13 protein-coding genes and 1 pseudogene are annotated in these 17,349 nt (G+C 57.3%); 12 read left to right on the top strand and 2 right to left on the bottom strand.

Going from position 1 to position 17,349, the window contains the following annotated elements:
- Positions 1-11 precede the first annotated feature (11 nt).
- Positions 12-1,643 (top strand): 2-isopropylmalate synthase, encoded by a 1,632-nt coding sequence (locus tag PVA01S_RS24945; protein WP_174817617.1) that lies wholly within the window; start codon positions 12-14, stop codon positions 1,641-1,643.
- 644 nt (positions 1,644-2,287) lie between these two features.
- On the opposite strand, the gene PVA01S_RS24940 is transcribed toward PVA01S_RS24945, so the two are convergent.
- Both PVA01S_RS24940 and PVA01S_RS24935 read right to left on the bottom strand, forming a co-directional pair.
- Positions 2,288-3,658 (bottom strand): FAD-dependent monooxygenase, encoded by a 1,371-nt coding sequence (locus PVA01S_RS24940; protein ID WP_307720702.1) that lies wholly within the window; start codon positions 3,656-3,658, stop codon positions 2,288-2,290.
- Positions 3,634-5,604 carry an ABC-F family ATP-binding cassette domain-containing protein gene (locus tag PVA01S_RS24935; RefSeq protein WP_127610452.1) on the bottom strand — a complete coding sequence of 657 codons (1,971 nt, stop codon included), beginning with the start codon at positions 5,602-5,604 and terminating at the stop codon, positions 3,634-3,636. Before PVA01S_RS24935 ends, PVA01S_RS24940 begins: the two co-directional genes overlap by 25 nt.
- Before the next feature lie 291 nt (positions 5,605-5,895).
- On the opposite strand from PVA01S_RS24935, the gene PVA01S_RS24930 reads away from it, so the two are divergent.
- The 11 genes and pseudogenes from PVA01S_RS24930 to PVA01S_RS24880 form a co-directional block, all read left to right on the top strand.
- Entirely contained in the window at positions 5,896-6,531 is a 636-nt protein-coding gene (locus PVA01S_RS24930) for a 5-formyltetrahydrofolate cyclo-ligase (RefSeq protein WP_054798369.1), read from the top strand.
- On the top strand, positions 6,524-7,048 hold the full coding sequence (gene moaC, locus PVA01S_RS24925) for a cyclic pyranopterin monophosphate synthase MoaC (RefSeq protein ID WP_258313541.1): 525 nt from the start codon (positions 6,524-6,526) through the stop codon (positions 7,046-7,048). The genes PVA01S_RS24930 and moaC overlap by 8 nt, the downstream gene beginning before the upstream one ends.
- A gap of 45 nt (positions 7,049-7,093) precedes the next feature.
- A complete protein-coding gene (locus PVA01S_RS24920; RefSeq protein ID WP_054800357.1) occupies positions 7,094-7,594 on the top strand; it encodes a MogA/MoaB family molybdenum cofactor biosynthesis protein in 501 nt (166 codons plus the stop codon).
- Entirely contained in the window at positions 7,584-8,588 is a 1,005-nt protein-coding gene (locus PVA01S_RS24915) for a molybdopterin-binding protein (RefSeq protein WP_054800358.1), read from the top strand. Before PVA01S_RS24920 ends, PVA01S_RS24915 begins: the two co-directional genes overlap by 11 nt.
- A gap of 56 nt (positions 8,589-8,644) precedes the next feature.
- Positions 8,645-8,974, top strand: a complete 330-nt coding sequence (locus PVA01S_RS24910; protein ID WP_127610448.1) for a twin-arginine translocase TatA/TatE family subunit — start codon at positions 8,645-8,647, stop codon at positions 8,972-8,974.
- Positions 8,975-9,006: 32 nt separating this feature from the next.
- On the top strand, positions 9,007-9,774 hold the full coding sequence (gene tatC / locus PVA01S_RS24905; protein WP_127610446.1) for a twin-arginine translocase subunit TatC: 768 nt from the start codon (positions 9,007-9,009) through the stop codon (positions 9,772-9,774).
- Between the two features lie 192 nt (positions 9,775-9,966).
- Positions 9,967-10,245: a co-chaperone GroES gene (groES, locus tag PVA01S_RS24900; RefSeq protein ID WP_127610444.1), complete on the top strand. Its 279-nt coding sequence runs from the start codon at positions 9,967-9,969 to the stop codon at positions 10,243-10,245.
- 105 nt (positions 10,246-10,350) lie between these two features.
- Positions 10,351-11,985 (top strand): chaperonin GroEL, encoded by a 1,635-nt coding sequence (gene groL, locus PVA01S_RS24895; RefSeq protein WP_127610442.1) that lies wholly within the window; start codon positions 10,351-10,353, stop codon positions 11,983-11,985.
- A gap of 169 nt (positions 11,986-12,154) precedes the next feature.
- Positions 12,155-13,816, top strand: a complete 1,662-nt coding sequence (locus PVA01S_RS24890) for a hypothetical protein (RefSeq protein WP_127610440.1) — start codon at positions 12,155-12,157, stop codon at positions 13,814-13,816.
- The gene (locus PVA01S_RS24885) at positions 13,816-16,890 is read left to right on the top strand and encodes a DEAD/DEAH box helicase (RefSeq protein ID WP_127610438.1); all 3,075 of its coding nucleotides are present in this window, start codon (positions 13,816-13,818) and stop codon (positions 16,888-16,890) included. Before PVA01S_RS24890 ends, PVA01S_RS24885 begins: the two co-directional genes overlap by 1 nt.
- A gap of 126 nt (positions 16,891-17,016) precedes the next feature.
- Positions 17,017-17,349: pseudogene (locus PVA01S_RS24880) on the top strand (hypothetical protein); the annotation flags it as partial.

Below are 17,349 nucleotides of genomic sequence, written 5' to 3'. Positions count from 1 at the left end.
GATGAACGATCATGGAACACAACTATACAGCTCATAGTCAAGATATTCAAGGTACGGAGATAGAAGGCATCAGGCGCATCACGATTTTCGATACGACGCTGCGGGACGGGGAGCAGGCGCCGGGCGCGACGCTCGCGCCGGAGCAAAAAATCGTCATTGCCCGACAGCTGGCCAAACTGGGCGTAGACGTCATTGAGCCGGGCTTTCCGATCTCGAGCCCGGGCGACTTCGCCGCGGTGCAGCAAATTTCCCGCGAGCTGCAGGGTGTGGAAATATGCGGCTTCGCCAGGGCGGTGAAGGCGGATATCGACGCCGCCGTCCAGGCGACGCAGGATGCGCAGCGCCGGAGGCTGCATATGTTCTTGTCTTCGTCGAACATCCACCTGGACTTCCAGCTGCGTAAAACGCGGGAGCAAGTCGTCGCCCTTGCCCGGGAGATGGTGGCGTACGGCAGGCAATTTGTCGGAGAACTGGAATTTTCGCCGATGGATGCGACGCGGACGGGCGACGAGTTTCTGTTCGAGGTGATCGAGGCGGTGATCGAGGAAGGCGCCACGATTATCAACATTCCGGACACGGTCGGTTATGCGCTGCCGGAGGAGTACGGCGCGATGTTCACACGCGTGATGAAGAGCGTGCGCGGCGCCGACCGCGTCAGGTTCAGCGCGCATTGTCACAACGATTTGGGGTTGGCGGTCGCGAACAGCCTGGCGGCGATCAAGGCCGGCGTCAGCCAAGTCGAGGTCACGGTGAACGGCGTTGGCGAGCGGGCGGGCAATTGTTCGCTCGAGGAGCTGGTGATGGCGCTGGATACGAGGAAAAGCGCGATGGGCGCCGAAACCGGCGTGCGGCCGGAGCATATTTTCGCTACGTCGCAAATGGTCAGCCGTGCGATGAGCTTCCCGATCGCCTTCAATAAACCGATCGTCGGCCGCAACGCCTTCCAGCACGAAGCGGGCATTCATCAGGACGGCTTGCTGAAGAACCGCAGCACTTACGAGATCATGGATCCCGAGTCGCTGGGCATTCCGCGCAGCATGATTATTTTGGGCAAGCATTCAGGCCGCCACGCGATCAAGCACCGGGTCAGCGAATTGGGCGTCGAGCTGGATGCGGAGCAAATGGAAAGCTTCTACAACGCCTTCAAGGAGTTGGCCGACCGGCAGAAGGTGGTCCACGATCATCAGCTCCTGGAGCTGGTCGGAGCTGCGGTTAACCGTATGCTGGAGCCGTTCACGCTCGTCTCGACCCAACTGGTAACCGGCGACGCCGGACACCGGGTCGCTTCCTGCACGATCCGCAATGAGGAGACGGGACGCGAGAAGGTGTACACCGGTACGGGCGAAGGACCGGTAGAGGCTGTCGTCGCCGGGATCAAGCAGGCGCTGCCGTTTGAAGCCGAATTCTCCGATTTGGAGCTGTACTCGCTGTCGTCCGGCGAAGAGGCCAGCGGCGAAGCGATCGTGACGGTGCGGGCGAACGGTCAAACGTATCGCGGGGTTTCGGCACAGCGCGATATTTTGATGGCTGCGGCACATGCGTTTATGGCGGCCTGCAACCAAGCGGCGCGCGACGAACGGCAGCGGAAAATTCCGGCGCAAGGGAACGGAGCTGCGGAAGAGGTCGAAATTACGATTCCGTAAATTTGCACCAAAAGTAAATATTTCCGCTGCTGCTGGATCGTGGATAGAAAAACGGGTGATAGAGACTGTGGACAAAAGTTATCCACAGTCTCTGTGCATATTGTGGGTAAGTTTAGGAAATCGCGTCATGACGGGAAATGTACATTTTCGGTTTTCCACGGGTGCCGTGCATAACTTTCGCACATCATTTCTGTGGATAATGTGCATAAGTCTGTGGATGAAATAAAAAAGGCCGATTTTTCTAGAGAAAGTGACATTTTTTTCTGGGGATATCCTTGTGGATATTTCCGTCATTTTTCTTCGTTATGCACACGCTGGATCAGGTGAATTTTTTGGAGAAAAGTGCCAGAGGCCGCGGTTGATTCCGGGTTCGCTTTGAGTCCGTTTTTTCGCAATATGGAGCCGACCCTGCACTGTGGTTATGTACCTTTGCCCCCTATCCGGAAAAGTCGAAACGTATCGGTTGTGTCGTTCTTCCGTTCTTTATGGCGTTCGGCATGTTGTTATCGACAGGGAACGCGGAAAAACCGACATCGAATCGCAGCGATCAAGGCGTTCCGACATCCAGGAATGCCTCATCGCTGCTCTTCTGTATGCGCTGTCTCTTATCGAGGGGCAGTTTCTGGCGAAGAGGGCGAAACGCCTTAATGGAAGACATCGTGCCCGATCAGCCAGTCCAGCCGCTGCAACTGCAAGCCGGGCGGCATGGCGCGGAGTATCCGGTTGCGTATGGCGATCGCCGCCGGATGCTCCAGCTGGACGAGCCGTCCCATCCGCCGCGAATCACGTACAACACGGGTCGTGCGCGGGAGTCTGCTGCGTTCGTAAGCGGTTAGCGCTTGAGGCACATCGGGGTCCGCCTCCGCCAAGGCGCGTGCCAGCACCAGCGCATCCTCCATCGCCTGAGCGCCGCCCTGCCCGAGATTGGGCAGCATCGGATGAGCGGCATCGCCAAGCAGCGTGACGCGTCCTTCGCTCCAGCGCGGGAGCGTAGTCCGGTCGAAGACGTCGTGCGAGAGGACGGCTGTTTCGTCCGTCGCTTCGACCAGCGCTTCGACCGGAGACGCCCAGCCGCGCAAATGCGCGAGCACCGCCGGCTTTCGCCGGCCGGGCGGGACGGTGAAGCCTTCGGGGGCGTTCACGGCGGCGAACCAGAAGATGTCCCCGCGGCCGATCGGCGTGGCGCCGAACCGCACGCCGGGACCCCATGCTTCGAAGCCTTCGCCGACGTCGCCCGCGATGCGCGCTTCCGGAAACCGGCAAATGCCGCGGAAGGCGGTGAACCCGGCGTAGCGCAGCGGGGTATGGCCGAACAATGCCCGGCGCACGGTGGAATGCAAGCCGTCGGCCCCGATCAGCAGGGCACCGGTCGCGGTTTCCCCATTCTCAAAATGCGCCGTCACGTTCCACTCCGTTTGCTCGAATCGCACCAATCGCCGTCCATAAATGATCGTATCGACGGGCAGCAGCGCGATCAGCACGGCATGGAGGTCGGCCCGATGGATCATCCAGCTCTCCGAGCCGAACCGTCTGGCTTGCTCCTCGACCGGGAGACGGGTGATCCGCTTGCCGTCCCAAGTGCGGATCAAGCCCTGCCGAACTGGCGAGCCTTGAGCGCGGACGGCATCCCCGGCCCCAAGCCGGTCCAGCGCCTTCATGGCGTTGGCGGCCAGAACGATGCCGGCGCCTGCGCCGGTGCGGGAGTCTGCTTTTTCGCATACGCAGCATTCCCAGCCTTGCATGTGCAGCGCCCGGGCAGCGGCCAATCCGCCGATACCGCCGCCGATGATCAACGCCTTCTTATTACGGTTTTTATCCGCTTCATCGAACAAGTTGCGTCCCTCCTCTAACGATTGGCAAATGAGATGAATGGCAAAGGTTCCAGCCTGTAGGGTTGTCCCGCCGGTTCGACCCGATTCCGCCCCGATGTGAAGAAAGGCGCCCTCCCAGGCGCCCTTCCTTACATGATTACACGCAATGACACTTATGATTACGACTCCGCCAGCTGCTCCCACTGTTCATAACAGGTTGCCAGCTCGCTGCGCTTGGATTCCATGGCTGTATTCTTTTGCTGCACGAGCACGTAATCGTTGTACACCTCGGGCAGGGCCAGCTCGCTTTCCAGCTCGGAAATTTCATTCTCCAGCCGGGCGATTTGCTCCTCGAGCTGCTCGAGCTTGCGCTGACGGCTGCGTTCCTCGCGTTTGGCCTGCTTATTCGCCTCATAGCCGTTCGCCGGGGCCGCCTGTGCGCTGGCGGACGAACCCGCGGCGCTTTCCGCGCCTTTGCTTGTTCCGCCGCGCTTTGCCGCCTCCTGCGCCAGCCGCTCCTGCTCGATTTCGGCGAGCTCCTGCTTTTTCTCGACATAATCGTCATAGTTGCCCAGGTAGACGGTGACCCCGTCAGGGGCGAGCTCGAGCATGCTTTCGGCCATTTTGTTGAGGAAATACCGGTCATGCGAAATGAAAAGCAGCGTCCCTTCGTAATCGATCAACGCCGATTCCAATACTTCCTTCGAATATAAGTCCAGATGGTTGGTCGGCTCGTCGAGAATGAGCACGTTCGCTTTCAGAAGCATCAGCTTGGCTAGCGCAACCCGGGCCTTCTCGCCGCCGCTGAGCGATCCGACTTTCTTGAAGACGTCCTCGCCGCTGAACAGAAAATTGCCGAGCACCGTGCGAATCCGCGCTTCCTCTAAATGAGGGAACGCGCTCCATACCTCCTCGAGCACGGTATGGTTCGGATTGAGGCCGGTTTGTTCCTGATCATAATACCCGATCTTAACGTTAGTTCCCCACTGATAGGTGCCCCGGTCGGGTTGATGCTGGCCGATGAGCGTTTTGAGCAGCGTCGTTTTGCCGATCCCGTTCGGACCGATCAATGCCGCCGTGTCGCCTCGCCGCAGCTGAAACGTGACATTGCGCACCAGCGGATTTCGCCCGTCATAAGACACGCTTAGACCGCGGACGTCGAGCACTTCGCGGCCTGTCTGCGCTTCGATCTCAAAGGCGAAGCTGGCTCTCTTGAGATCTCCGAGCGGCTTGTCCAGCCGTTCGATTTTCTCAAGCGCCTTGCGGCGGCTTTGGGCCCGTTTCGTTGTGGACGCGCGCACAATATTCCGCTGTACGAATTCTTCCATCTTGGCGATTTCATCCTGCTGCTTTTCATATTGTTTCAATTGAATCTCGTAGTCCGCTTCTTTCAGCTCGATGTACCGCGAGTAATTGCCGGTGTACCGTTTGGACGAGTTGCGCTCGATTTCATAGATGGCATCGACCAGCGCGTCCAGGAAGTAACGGTCGTGAGACACGACCAGAATTGCCCCGGGGTAGGAGCGGAGGTATTGCTCCAGCCACGTCAGCGTCGGAATGTCCAGATGGTTGGTCGGCTCGTCGAGCAGCAGCAGATCCGGCGCTTCGAGCAGCATCTTGGCCAGCGCCAGCCGCGTCTTCTGACCGCCGCTTAACGCCTGAACGGGGGTGTCGGCATTCATGCTGCCAAAGCCCATACCGTTCAGCACGCCCCGCACCTTCGCTTCGATCTCATAGCCGCCCTTGGCGCGGAACGCGTCGGACAGCTCGGCGTAACGCCGCATCGTGTCCTCCGTTTTTTTCTCGTCGGCGAGCACGTCGGGTTCGGACATGCGCGCTTCCAGGCGGCGAATCTCTTCCTCCATCTCCAGCATGCCCGCAAACACGCTCATCAGCTCGTTCCAGATGGAACGATCCGAGGCGAGACCGGTGTTTTGCCGCAAGTAGCCGATTTTCGTTTCCTTCGCTTTAAAAATGTTGCCCTCATCATACGACAGCTCGCCGGCAATGATCTGCAGCAGCGTCGATTTCCCCGCCCCGTTCACCCCGACAAGGCCGATGCGTTCGCGGGCTTCGATCTGCAGCGTTATATTGGAAAGCACGGTCGTAACGCCGTAGCTTTTGGTAATCCCCGATACTTGCAAAAGCATAATTCTGAAGCCTCCCAGCTTGTTTATGCGTTCATTTACGTTTCTTTTTCGCGGTTTTACGACTATAAGTGTAGCATATTCGCTCCGTTTTTTCGATTTCCTTCCGTTTACCCGGCGGCTTGTCCGATTCCTGGGGAGTCCCTTCTACGGCTGCAGTCGAAGAACAGGGAGCGGCCTGCTTTTTTTTATTGCTTATTTATTGTAAACTGGTGAAAATGGATGTTTCTTAACAAAACGGAACTTGTTCCTTCTGGAGCAAGTGTTGAATTGCCTGTTGAAAAGAGGCCGGTCATGAACATTAAAGAGAGAAAAATCAAGCTTCGGCGGGAGGCCGAGGCGGTGCGGGCCGCCATCGGGGAGGACGAGCGTCAGGCCAAATCCGAGGCGATCAGCCGCAAGCTGATGGCCCGTCTGGAAGAGCTTCTGCAGCCGGATCCGTCTGTCCGCCGCAAGCCGACCCTGCTGACGTATATGCCGGTCAAGACGGAGGTCGACGTAACGCCCGTGCTGGAAGCGTGCTGGAAACGGCCTTGGCGGGTAGTTGTCCCGAAGATCGTGACTGCGCATAAGCAGCTTAAACTATATGAAATTAAATCCTACGCCGATTTGGAGCGGGGCACTTGGGGAATTCGCGAGCCGGTGGCTAAGGCGCCGCAGCTGTTCGATATTCGGCAAATCGACGTCGTGATTGTGCCTGGACTCGCCTTTGACTTAAACATGGGGCGGCTCGGGTATGGCGGCGGCTTCTATGACCGTTTCATACAGCAGTATGTGCGCACCGGTCTGCCGAAGCCGTACATTGTGGCGCCGGCCTTCGAAGAGCAAATCATCGACGAGGTGCCGATGGGACTGTTCGATTTTCGCATTAACGAGCTGGTGACCGAGTCGCGGCGTTATGTGGAGGGAGGGGCGATTGTCCTTGACTAAACGGGAAGAAGATCAAGAGACGGCGAAAGACGCTGCGCTATCGCCGCTGACGCATTTCAACGAGCAAGGACGTGCGCGCATGGTCGATGTATCGGACAAGTCCGAAACGACCCGCACAGCGACCGCGCGGACGACGGTGACGATGCGTCCCGAGACGCTGCAGCTGATCCTGCAAGGACGGATCGGCAAAGGCGATGTAATGGGCGTCGCCCAGGTGGCGGCGATCATGGCGGCTAAGAAAACGTCGGACTGGATTCCGATGTGTCATCCGCTATTTTTAACCGGGGTCAATGTCGAGTTCGACAACAACGGGGAAACCGAGCTTTATATTGAAGCGACCGTTCGTACGAAGGGGCAGACCGGGGTGGAAATGGAGGCGCTCACCGCCGTGTCCGCCGCCGCGCTTACGGTGTACGACATGTGCAAAGCCGCCGAGAAATCGATGCAGATCGGTCCGACCCTGCTGGTCAGCAAAACGGGCGGAAAAAGCGGCGATTACCTACATACATCATCTTAATGTCAAAGTCGGGATTTGAAACGAATCAGGGGGAGGAGCAGGCTTATGCGCTGGAAAGTGGCGATCTTGACGGCAAGCGACCGCGGTTCACGCGGAGAACGGGAAGACACTAGTGCGCAGGTCATTCGGGAATTAATCGAAGAGGAGATGAACGGCGAAATCATCGAGTATCGGATCGTGCCGGATGAGAAGGATGAAATTATGGCCGCCTTGATCGAGATGACCGATTACTTTAAAGCCGATCTGATTCTAACGACGGGCGGAACCGGTTTGGCACTCCGGGATGTGACGCCGGAAGCGACGCTGGAAGTGATTGACCGGCAGGTGCCGGGACTCGCGGAAGCGATGCGGCTGTATTCCATGCAGAAGACGCGTCGGGCCATGCTGTCCCGGGCCGTCTGCGGCATCCGCGGGAAGTCGCTCATCGTGAATTTACCGGGCGCCCCGAAGGGCGTGTCCGAGAACTTATCCGCCGTGATGGACCAGCTGCCTCATGCGCTTTCGATTTTAACAGGACGCGAGGGGGATCATGGCTATGAAGCCTGATTCGATGATGGAAGAAGTCGAGGTTGAGAAAGCGGTCGGGCTGGTGCTTGCCCATGATCTTACGCAGATCATTCCCGGTCAATTCAAGGGGCGGTTGTTCAAGAAGGGCCATGTTATCCGCGAAGAGGACATTCCGGCGCTGCTCAGCATTGGCAAAGAGCATATTTATACGTTGAAGCTGCAAGCCGGGTATTTGCACGAGGACGAAGCGGCCCTTCGGCTGGCGCAAGCGGCCCAAGGGCCTAACGTGGAATTGACGGAGCCGCACGAAGGGAAAATTACGTTAAAGTCGACGATCCACGGGCTGGTCAAAATCGATCAGGCGCGCATCGACGCGGTGAATGACATCGACCAGGTGATCATGTCGACGATTCGCACGAACGCCGTCGTCAAGCCGGGGCAAGCGCTGATGGGCACGCGGGTCATTCCGCTCGTGATCGAAGAAGCGAAGGTGGAGCAGGCGGAGCGGGCGGCCGCTTCGGCCGCGTTCCCGCTTGTCGAGGTGAAGCCTTTCCGGCCGCTGCGCGTGGGCCTGATTACGACGGGGAGCGAAGTGTTCAAAGGCCGTATTCAAGATAAATTCGGACCGGTCGTACGGGAGAAGCTAGCGGCGCTCGGTTCGGAGGTTATCGAGCAGCGCTTGGCGCCGGATGAGAGTGAGACGATCGCGCGTGAGATTCTGCGGTTTCTGCGTGAGGATCGCGCCGACTTGATCCTGCTGACCGGCGGCATGTCCGTCGATCCCGACGACCGCACGCCGGGTGCGATCAAGCAGGCGGGAACCGATATTGTCAGCTACGGGACGCCGATGCTGCCCGGCTCCATGCTGCTCGTCGGTTATTTGGAGGGGGTGCCGGTGATGGGGCTCCCCGGCTGCGTCATGCACGATCCGCATACGTCGTTCGATGTGCTGCTGCCGCGGATTTGCGCCGGTGAAACGATTACGCGCCGGGACATTACCGAGCTCGGTTACGGCGGTTTGCACCATTGCTGACACAGGCGTGTCTGGCGCCATAGGGCTTTGAAATTTGGAGGAAAGGTCGAGAGGCCATGTTTGGGAATATCGGATTTTCTGAGTTTTTGCTGATCGCCGTCATCGCACTTATTGTATTCGGACCGGCGAAACTGCCGGAGATCGGCCGCTCGCTCGGCCGTGCGATTCGCGAATTTAAGCAAGGGGCGCAAAATCTGTTGAACGACGAGCCGGAGCAGGCGCAGCGTAAAGACGTGACGCCGTCGCAGCATGAGGCTGCCCCTGAACCGCCGCAGCCCGTCGAAAAGCCCGCGGCATCGGCATCCGAATCTGCGCCGAGCGGCGACGCCACCCCGCCGCGCGCTGCCGCCGATTCCCGCAGCAATCCGCGCCGTTTGCCGGATTGATCGGTGCGTAAACGTTAAAGGCAGGTGTAACGATGAGTCAAGAAGAGGGCATGAGTCTTGTCGAGCATTTAACCGAGCTTCGCAAGCGGATTATATGGGTCGTCGTCGTGCTGATCGTCGGGATGGCGATCGGGCTGTTCACGGCGAAGCCGTTAATTACATATTTAAAAACGATCCCCCCTGCGAACACGATTAATTGGAACGTGTTTTCCCCGTGGGATTCCATTAAGATGTATATGAATTTTGCATTGGCCACAGGGCTTTTGATTACCCTTCCGTTTACGCTGCTGCAAATTTGGGGATTTCTGAAGCCCGGTTTGCGGGAAGTGGAGCGCAAAGCGTCGCTCATTTTCGTGCCGTTTGCCTTTCTCATGTTTCTGATCGGATTGGCTTTCGGGTATTTCGTCGTATTTCGCATGGCCTTCCTGTTCACGACCTCGATCGCCCAAAGCTTGCAGCTAAGCGAAACTTATGGGATCGCGCAATATTTCTCCTTCATGTTTAATATCCTGATTCCGATCGCGCTCGTGTTCGAGCTGCCGATTGTCGTGATGTTCTTGACCAAGATTCGTCTGCTGAACCCGAAGCTGCTGAAAAAAGTGCGCCGCTTCGCCTACTTGATCCTCGTTGTCGTCGCTACGATGATTACGCCGCCGGATGCTTTGTCCGCCATTGTCGTCGCCTTGCCGATGATTATACTGTACGAGTTCAGCGTGTATTTATCGTCGCTGATTTATCGCAAGCAGCAGCTCCAAGATCAAGCGTGGGAAGCGGAGAGCGCGCTTAAGCCTGTCGAATGACAGGCTTTTTTGTTGTTTGCTGTCGGTATATTTTAAAAGACCCCAGGAGACAATGATGAAGGTGCAAAAATGTTGTAAAACTACTTGCAAAATGAGTGCGAAGTGAGTATCATAAGAATTGTTGTTAGCACTAATGAGGTTCGAGTGCTAATAAAAAACTCAGTACCATATTTCAAAGGAGGCTATTTTCTCATGATCAAACCGTTGGGTGATCGCGTAGTTATCGAAGCCATCGCTAAGGAGGAAACGACAGCAAGCGGTATCGTACTGCCGGACACGGCGAAAGAAAAGCCGCAAGAGGGTAAAGTCGTAGCAGTCGGCAGCGGTGCACTCAAAGACGGCGTTCGCGTTCCGCTTGAGCTGCAAGAAGGCGATCGCGTGATTTTCTCCAAATACGCAGGTACAGAAATTAAATTTGAAGGCCGCGAGCTGCTCATCATGCGTGAGAGCGACGTCCTTGCCATCTTGTAGGACAAGTTCGAAAGCGCCTCGTCATATACTTAAGTTTGGCTCCACTACTTAGGAAAATATCCGAATCGTTAACCATAAACATTTTCCAATCGGGAGGGTATACTCATGGCTAAAGAAATTAAATTTAGTGAAGAAGCACGTCGTTCGATGCTTCGCGGGGTTGACGCTTTGGCGAACGCCGTAAAAGTTACATTGGGACCGAAAGGACGCAACGTCGTTCTTGAGAAAAAATTCGGCAGCCCGCTGATCACCAATGACGGCGTGACGATCGCCAAAGAAATCGAACTCGAAGACGCGTTCGAGAACATGGGCGCACAGCTCGTTAAAGAAGTTGCTACGAAAACGAACGACGTTGCCGGCGACGGTACGACAACCGCTACGGTTCTTGCACAAGCGATGATCCGCGAAGGGTTGAAAAACGTAACGGCAGGCGCTAACCCGATGGTTATCCGCAAAGGGATCGAAAAAGCGGTTAAAGCGGCTGTCAGCGAGCTTGCCAGCATCGCAAAACCGATCGAAGGCAAACAATCCATCGCTCAAGTTGCTGCGATCTCCGCTGCTGACGATGAAGTCGGCCAATTGATCGCCGAAGCTATGGAAAAAGTGGGCAAAGACGGCGTTATCACCGTAGAAGAGTCCAAAGGCTTCGCAACCGAGCTGGAAGTCGTTGAAGGTATGCAATTCGACCGCGGCTACATCTCTCCTTACATGATTACGGATACGGATAAAATGGAAGCCGTTCTGGAAAATCCATATATCTTGATCACCGATAAAAAAATCACGAACATTCAAGAGATCCTGCCTGTGCTTGAGAAAGTCGTTCAATCCGGCAAGCAGCTCTTGATCATCGCAGAAGACGTAGAAGGCGAAGCTTTGGCAACGCTGGTTGTGAACCGTCTTCGCGGTACGTTCACTTGCGTAGCGGTTAAAGCTCCTGGCTTCGGTGATCGCCGCAAAGCGATGCTGGGCGATATCGCAGCTTTGACTGGCGGTCAAGTGATTACCGAAGAGCTCGGCCTGGAATTGAAATCGACGACTCCGGACCAACTCGGTTCCGCTCGCCAAATCCGCGTGACGAAAGAAAACACGATCATCGTGGACGGCGCCGGCGACAAGAAGGATATCGGCACTCGCGTATCGCAAATTCGCGCACAACTGGAAGAAACAACTTCCGAGTTCGATAAAGAAAAACTGCAAGAGCGTTTGGCTAAATTGGCCGGCGGCGTAGCGGTTGTTAAAGTCGGCGCAGCTACCGAAACTGAGCTGAAAGAGCGCAAGCTTCGCATCGAAGACGCTCTGAACGCAACTCGCGCTGCCGTTGAAGAAGGTATCGTTGCAGGCGGCGGTACAGCGCTTGTGAACGTCTACGCAGCTGTATCGGCTGTGAAGGCTGACGGCGACGAGCAAACGGGCGTGAACATCGTTCTGCGCGCTCTGGAAGAGCCTGTTCGCACAATCGCAGCTAACGCGGGTCAAGAAGGCTCCGTTATCGTTGAGCGCCTGAAGAAAGAATCCGTAGGCATCGGCTACAACGCCGCTACCGGCGAATGGGTCAACATGATCGAAGCCGGTATCGTCGACCCTGCGAAAGTAACGCGCTCCGCGTTGCAAAACGCTGCGTCCGTCGCTTCGATGTTCTTGACAACCGAAGCTGTGATCGCAGACAAACCGGAAAAAGACAAACCTGCTATGCCTGATATGGGCGGCATGGGTGGTATGGGCGGCATGGGCGGATTCTAATCCGACCTGCCTGCTCTCGAGAAGCAGCATCCTTTATGGGGTGCTGCTTCTTTGCGTTGTGGGACTGGGGGCGGCGGCGGAAAACTGCGGCGCCTGCATCTAAATCGACGTAAATATTGTGATATAATTAGACTTATTTTGCAGCGATGGTTGGAACGGGAGGACAAGGATGCAGGAGCGAACGTGGAACGAGTGGGTGAAGCTTGCCTATCGTTATTTCAGTTACCCTATACTGCAGCAGGGCTGGAAGCTTTATAGCAAGGGCTTGATCTTTGATTGTTATGACGAGGGCGGTATGGTTGGCGGTACTGTAGGGAGCCGAGCTTACGGTAATGGCGGCAGCGGCGATGCGAAGCTGGTGAAGGACGGTTTTCAGACAAGCACCTGCACGTGCCAGAGGGGAGCCTCTTGTGAGCATCTGGCGGCCCTCGCCTTCTTGTTTTTGGAAGAGGATCTGGCATTCGATGCCTATAAGCTTTTGATGCCGGGAGGCAGCGGATGGGGGGCCAAGTCTGTGGTTACGCCGGCCTTCGACGAGCGGCGGCAAGTCGCTGCGTCGGAAGCGGCTCTTGCCGTCGCCCAGAGTGCGGCTGGGAAGGCGCCCTTGAAGGCTGCCGCGCCCAGCCCCAATTCTAACACGGAGGATTGGTATCGTTATTTCGAGAGTACCTTTCCTGTCGAACATTATTCGAATCTTCGAGCCATTCAAGGGATGTACGATCATGTGACGGGTAAGCTGATGAGACTTGCCGGGGCGGACTGGAAGCCGACACTTCGCTTGCTGTACGAGCTTCAGGTGCTTTTGTTCGTGATGCAGCTTGCGGATCAGGTTGTCGCTAATCGCAATCGGTACCTCGGTTATTACGATAGCTATGCGGCAGCGGAAAGCGGACAGGAGATCGCCGAAAGGTGCTGCGACAGATTAGTCGAACTATTGGGCGAGATCGATACGGACGAGGCCAACCGACTGTACGAGGATCGGCTTCAGAGCATGGCCGATTATTTGGCTGCGCACGCTTTTCCGGCGTTTTCCGGCCCGATCCCCTGGTCCTATGTGTACACGTCCACCTGGTGGGGTCTGCTCTGGAGGCAGGATCGGGTTGACCGGGAGAAAACGCGTCTGAACCGGGCGCTGCGAAGCGATTCGCTAGCACCGAAACAAGCGGATCAATACATTCTGGCGTCGCTCGGATTTGATGTGCATGACAGGCAGGATGAGGCGGCGATGCGGAAAGCGGAGCAATTGAACCATAAATCTCCTATGCTGTTTTATCCTTACCTGCATGGCTTCGCAGCGGAACGGCAATGGGAACGGATGATGATCTGGTTGGAGTGGATGGTTCCATTCGTCCCCATGATTCGATATGGAGCGGAGGAATCGTATTTCTCTCTCTGGGCTACGGTTCTTCCGCACGTGGACGCGGAAGATCGATGGAAACGTGCCGTCATGGCCTTAATCCCGCGCAGTATGCCGTATTATTCGGCCTACTTGCTGCAGCGCGAACGGTTTCAAGAGTGGGTCGACATCCATATGGCCCTCGGGATTACGCCGCTCGATCTGCGCGTCAGCGATTATAAGCCGGTGGAGACAAACCGCAAGGATTTGCTGCTCCCCTGGTTTCATCACGGCATAGAACGCTTCATTGCCGAGAAAAACCGGGATTCTTACAAGAAGGCGGTGCGTTTGATGAAAAGGCTGGAATCGCTGTACCGCCGCTTGAAGAAGCAGGATCAATGGGAACGTTACTTGTCTCATGTCAGCGTCAAGTATTCGCGACTCCGGGCCTTTCAGCAGGAGCTGGGCAAGCTGAAGAAAGAGGGGGATGCGTAATGTTGGATCTTGATGCCGTCATGGTGGAGGGGGAACAGCTGGAGAGCGGCGAATGGCTGTTGTGGGAAGAGTCGGAGCTGTCTTTGTCCGGTTCGCAGCTACGGATGAGGCTGTTTGCGTGGCACCCCCGCAGCCTCTATGGAACGCTGCTCCGGGAAGGAACCGGCTTCCGCGGGGAGTCGTTGGTCCTGTCGCCTTATGATGCGCTGGATTACTTCGCGGCTCCCGGAAATTCGCTCCATCTGCCTGTTGAGTGGTCGGATAAGCTCAAGCTGGCGCAGCAGGCGGCAAGCTTGCTGCGTGAGGCGTTGGTCCATGGCTGGTACGCGCCGGAAGCGAGCGCGTGGCAGGAGGGCAAGCGGGAGTGGAAGCCGCTGCTGCCTGATAAGCAGCAGGAGCTGTATGCAAAGCTGCACGAGGAGCTGCTGGCGGAGGGAATTGACGCATCGCGCTGGTTCACGCAGGCTGTGGAGGAGCTGCTCGTCAGCGAGCCCGCTGTTCGCGAGGCCTGGGACAAGCTTTGTGAGGAACAGCCGTTATTGACGGCTGCGCCGTTCGCCGAGGAGAAGGTTCCATCCGCTCTTGCGCTCGATGAAGAGGAATGGTTGACCGCCGTTAGCTGGAAGAAGGACGAGATTCCTTTTCGCAGCTGCCTTCAATTGGTCGAGCCGAACATGGATTCGGAAGGGGACGATGCCGGAAGCTCGGAGGACTCCTTCTGGACGCTGCGTATGCTGCTTCAGGACAAGCATGACCCGAATATGATGGTGGAAGGGGAGTTGGACGGGAACACTGTCCGTGCGCTTGCTGAAGGTTTTGCAGGCCGCATTCCCTTCGCTTGGGAGAAGCATGTTGAACGTAAGCTGGGGGCTTTGTTCGAACGGGCGGAAAGTCTCGTACCCGAGCTGTTTGAGCAGCGTTCGCCCGGCGAGGACAGGCTGCCAGGACGGCTGACGGATGAGGCGGCGTGGCGTTTTCTGAATGAGGATAGCTTGAAGCTGCTGCAGGCAGGCTTTTCCGTCTTTCTGCCTGCTTGGTGGGAGGAGCTGCGGCGCTCACAGCCTCGGTTGAAGGCTCAGTTGAAGTCGTCGGTCGGTTCCAGAAGCGAATCGTTCTTCGGCGCCGACCAGCTGATGAAATTCGATTGGAAGGTCGCCGTCGGTGAGCTAGATTTCTCCGAGGAGGAATTCGCCCGCCTGACGGCGGAGAAGAAGCGTCTTCTCTATATTCGCGGCCGCTGGATTCAATTAGACCCGGCCTTCGTTGCGGCGGTGCGTCAGGCGATGAAGCGAGTCGGCAAGCAAGGCCTGTCGTTCCGGGAGGTGCTGGAGCTGCATTTGCTCGGAGCGGGTCGCGGGGACAATGATACGGTCGATGCGGAGCAGCAGGAGGCTGAAACGAAGGAGCTTCGCATCGAGGTGGAGCTTAACAGCCATATGGCAAAGCTGATCGGACGCTTGCAGCATATGAGCCGCATCCCGATCGTAGAGCCGCCGGTTACGTTCCAGGCGGGCCTGCGCAATTACCAGAAGGCAGGCGTGTCGTGGCTGCTGTTCCTGCGCCAGTTCGGCTTGGGCGCATGTCTTGCCGACGATATGGGTCTCGGCAAAACGATCCAGTTTATTGCGTACCTGCTCCACGCCCGGAACGGGACGGTGAGCTTGGCCGGGGCGAAGTCGCATGACCGTGCCGCTGCGAAGCAGGCCCCTGCGCTTCTCATCTGCCCGACCTCGGTGCTCGGCAACTGGCAGAAGGAGCTGGAACGGTTTGCCCCTACGCTGCGCGTCTATTTGCATTACGGTCCGCAGCGGGCTAAGGGCGAAGCTTTCATCGAGGCTGTGAGCGGCTTTGATCTCGTTCTCACCTCGTACAATTTGGCTCAGCTGGACGAAGCTGAATGCTCTTCCGTCGTCTGGGACGTCATCGGCCTGGACGAGGCGCAGAACATCAAGAACGTGCATACGAAGCAGTCGGCCGCCATCCGCCGCTTCGACGCGCTCCACCGGATTGCCCTGACGGGAACGCCGATCGAGAACCGGTTGACTGAACTGTGGTCGATTTTTGATTTTATGAATCCGGGGTATTTGGGCAGCTTGAGCGCGTTTACTCACAAGTACGTGAATCCGATTGAAAAAGGCGGCGATCCCGAACTGGTGGAGCAGGTGCAAAAGCTGATTCGACCGTTCCTGCTGCGCCGCGTGAAGAAGGACCCGGCGATCCAGCTCGACCTGCCGGATAAAACCGAGACGAAGGCGTACGTTTCCTTGACGCTGGAGCAGGCCAGCCTTTACGAGAACGTCGTCCAAGACTTGATGAACCGCATTGATTCCTTAACCGGTATGGAGAAAAAAGGGCTCATTCTGGCCACACTCACGAAGCTGAAGCAAATTTGCAACCATCCCGCACTGTTCCTGAAGGAGCCTGAGCCGGGACCCGCAACCTGGGAGGACCGGTCCGGTAAGGTGGAGCGCCTTCTGGAGCTCGTTCATGAGCTTCGGGATGAAGGCGACAGCTGCCTGATTTTCACCCAGTTCGTGGGGATGGGCCATATGCTGAAGGCGATCCTGGAGCGGGAGCTGGGCGGGACCGTTTACTTCCTGCACGGAGGCGTTCCGAAGAAGCAGCGCGATGCGATGATTGCGCGGTTTCAGGGAGAGGCGGCCGCATCGGCCGGGAAGCCGATAGGCGCTGGAGTGGAAGCTGCAGAGGCAGGGAAGCGACCGGGAGCTGGTGCCGAAACAGGGGGAGGCATCTTTATCCTCTCGCTGAAGGCGGGAGGAACGGGACTCAATCTGACGGCGGCCAACCACGTCTTCCACTTCGACCGTTGGTGGAATCCTGCTGTAGAGAACCAGGCCACCGACCGCGCCTTCCGTATTGGACAAACCCAAAACGTGCAGGTGCACAAGTTCGTCACCCTCGGCACGTTAGAGGAACGCATCGATGAGATGATCGAGCGCAAGCTCGGCCTTAGTCAGCAAATCGTCGGAGCCGGCGAAAATTGGGTCACAGAGATGACCACAGATGAGCTGCGGGACATGTTCGCCCTGCGCCGCGAATGGATTGGCAAGTAGCGGGGGAAAAAGACAGCGAATGATGAATAGCATGAGAGAAATAGCTTGCGGAAACGGCTTATCGCCCGTGGAATGACAGATTAGCGGCAATGGGCTGCGTACACGATAGGAGGCTCAATACCAACAATGTCCAAACGTAAACGCGAACGGATGAAGGAAAAGGAACGCCGGCATCAACGTAAGGGTGCACCCCAGCTAACCGTCATCGAAGGAGCACAAGCTGGCACTGCCGCCGCTGTGAAAGCGGGAAGCGGCGGAGTCCCCGCTCCTGAGGCGAGTAGCCCGCAGGAGCGGCCAACCGCACCCGCCAGCCCCGCTTCGGCGCAGCAGGCGGACGCAAGCGCGGTCCCAAGGCGCCGCGGACGTCAGCCGAAGACGCAGGTCGACACGGCGTCAGCCGGTGCGACCGCAAGCAGCAGCGGTGACGCAGCAGCGCCTCCGGCCGCGGCCGGCGTTCCG

It is taken from the genome of Paenibacillus validus NBRC 15382, from assembly GCF_004000985.1.
Lineage (GTDB): Bacteria > Bacillota > Bacilli > Paenibacillales > NBRC-103111 > Paenibacillus_G > Paenibacillus_G validus.
This window is presented reverse-complemented; position numbering and strand designations above follow the sequence as displayed.

What these genes read in the sequence shown, in the direction of transcription:
- PVA01S_RS24945 (WP_174817617.1), top strand. Translation starts at nt 12, where the DNA reads ATGGAACACAACTATACAGCTCATAGTCAAGATATTCAAGGTACGGAG.
- PVA01S_RS24935 (WP_127610452.1), bottom strand. Translation starts at nt 5,604, where the DNA reads ATGCTTTTGCAAGTATCGGGGATTACCAAAAGCTACGGCGTTACGACC.
- PVA01S_RS24930 (WP_054798369.1), top strand. Translation starts at nt 5,896, where the DNA reads ATGAACATTAAAGAGAGAAAAATCAAGCTTCGGCGGGAGGCCGAGGCG.
- PVA01S_RS24920 (WP_054800357.1), top strand. Translation starts at nt 7,094, where the DNA reads ATGCGCTGGAAAGTGGCGATCTTGACGGCAAGCGACCGCGGTTCACGC.
- PVA01S_RS24915 (WP_054800358.1), top strand. Translation starts at nt 7,584, where the DNA reads ATGAAGCCTGATTCGATGATGGAAGAAGTCGAGGTTGAGAAAGCGGTC.
- PVA01S_RS24910 (WP_127610448.1), top strand. Translation starts at nt 8,645, where the DNA reads ATGTTTGGGAATATCGGATTTTCTGAGTTTTTGCTGATCGCCGTCATC.
- tatC (WP_127610446.1), top strand. Translation starts at nt 9,007, where the DNA reads ATGAGTCAAGAAGAGGGCATGAGTCTTGTCGAGCATTTAACCGAGCTT.
- groES (WP_127610444.1), top strand. Translation starts at nt 9,967, where the DNA reads ATGATCAAACCGTTGGGTGATCGCGTAGTTATCGAAGCCATCGCTAAG.
- groL (WP_127610442.1), top strand. Translation starts at nt 10,351, where the DNA reads ATGGCTAAAGAAATTAAATTTAGTGAAGAAGCACGTCGTTCGATGCTT.
- PVA01S_RS24890 (WP_127610440.1), top strand. Translation starts at nt 12,155, where the DNA reads ATGCAGGAGCGAACGTGGAACGAGTGGGTGAAGCTTGCCTATCGTTAT.
- PVA01S_RS24885 (WP_127610438.1), top strand. Translation starts at nt 13,816, where the DNA reads ATGTTGGATCTTGATGCCGTCATGGTGGAGGGGGAACAGCTGGAGAGC.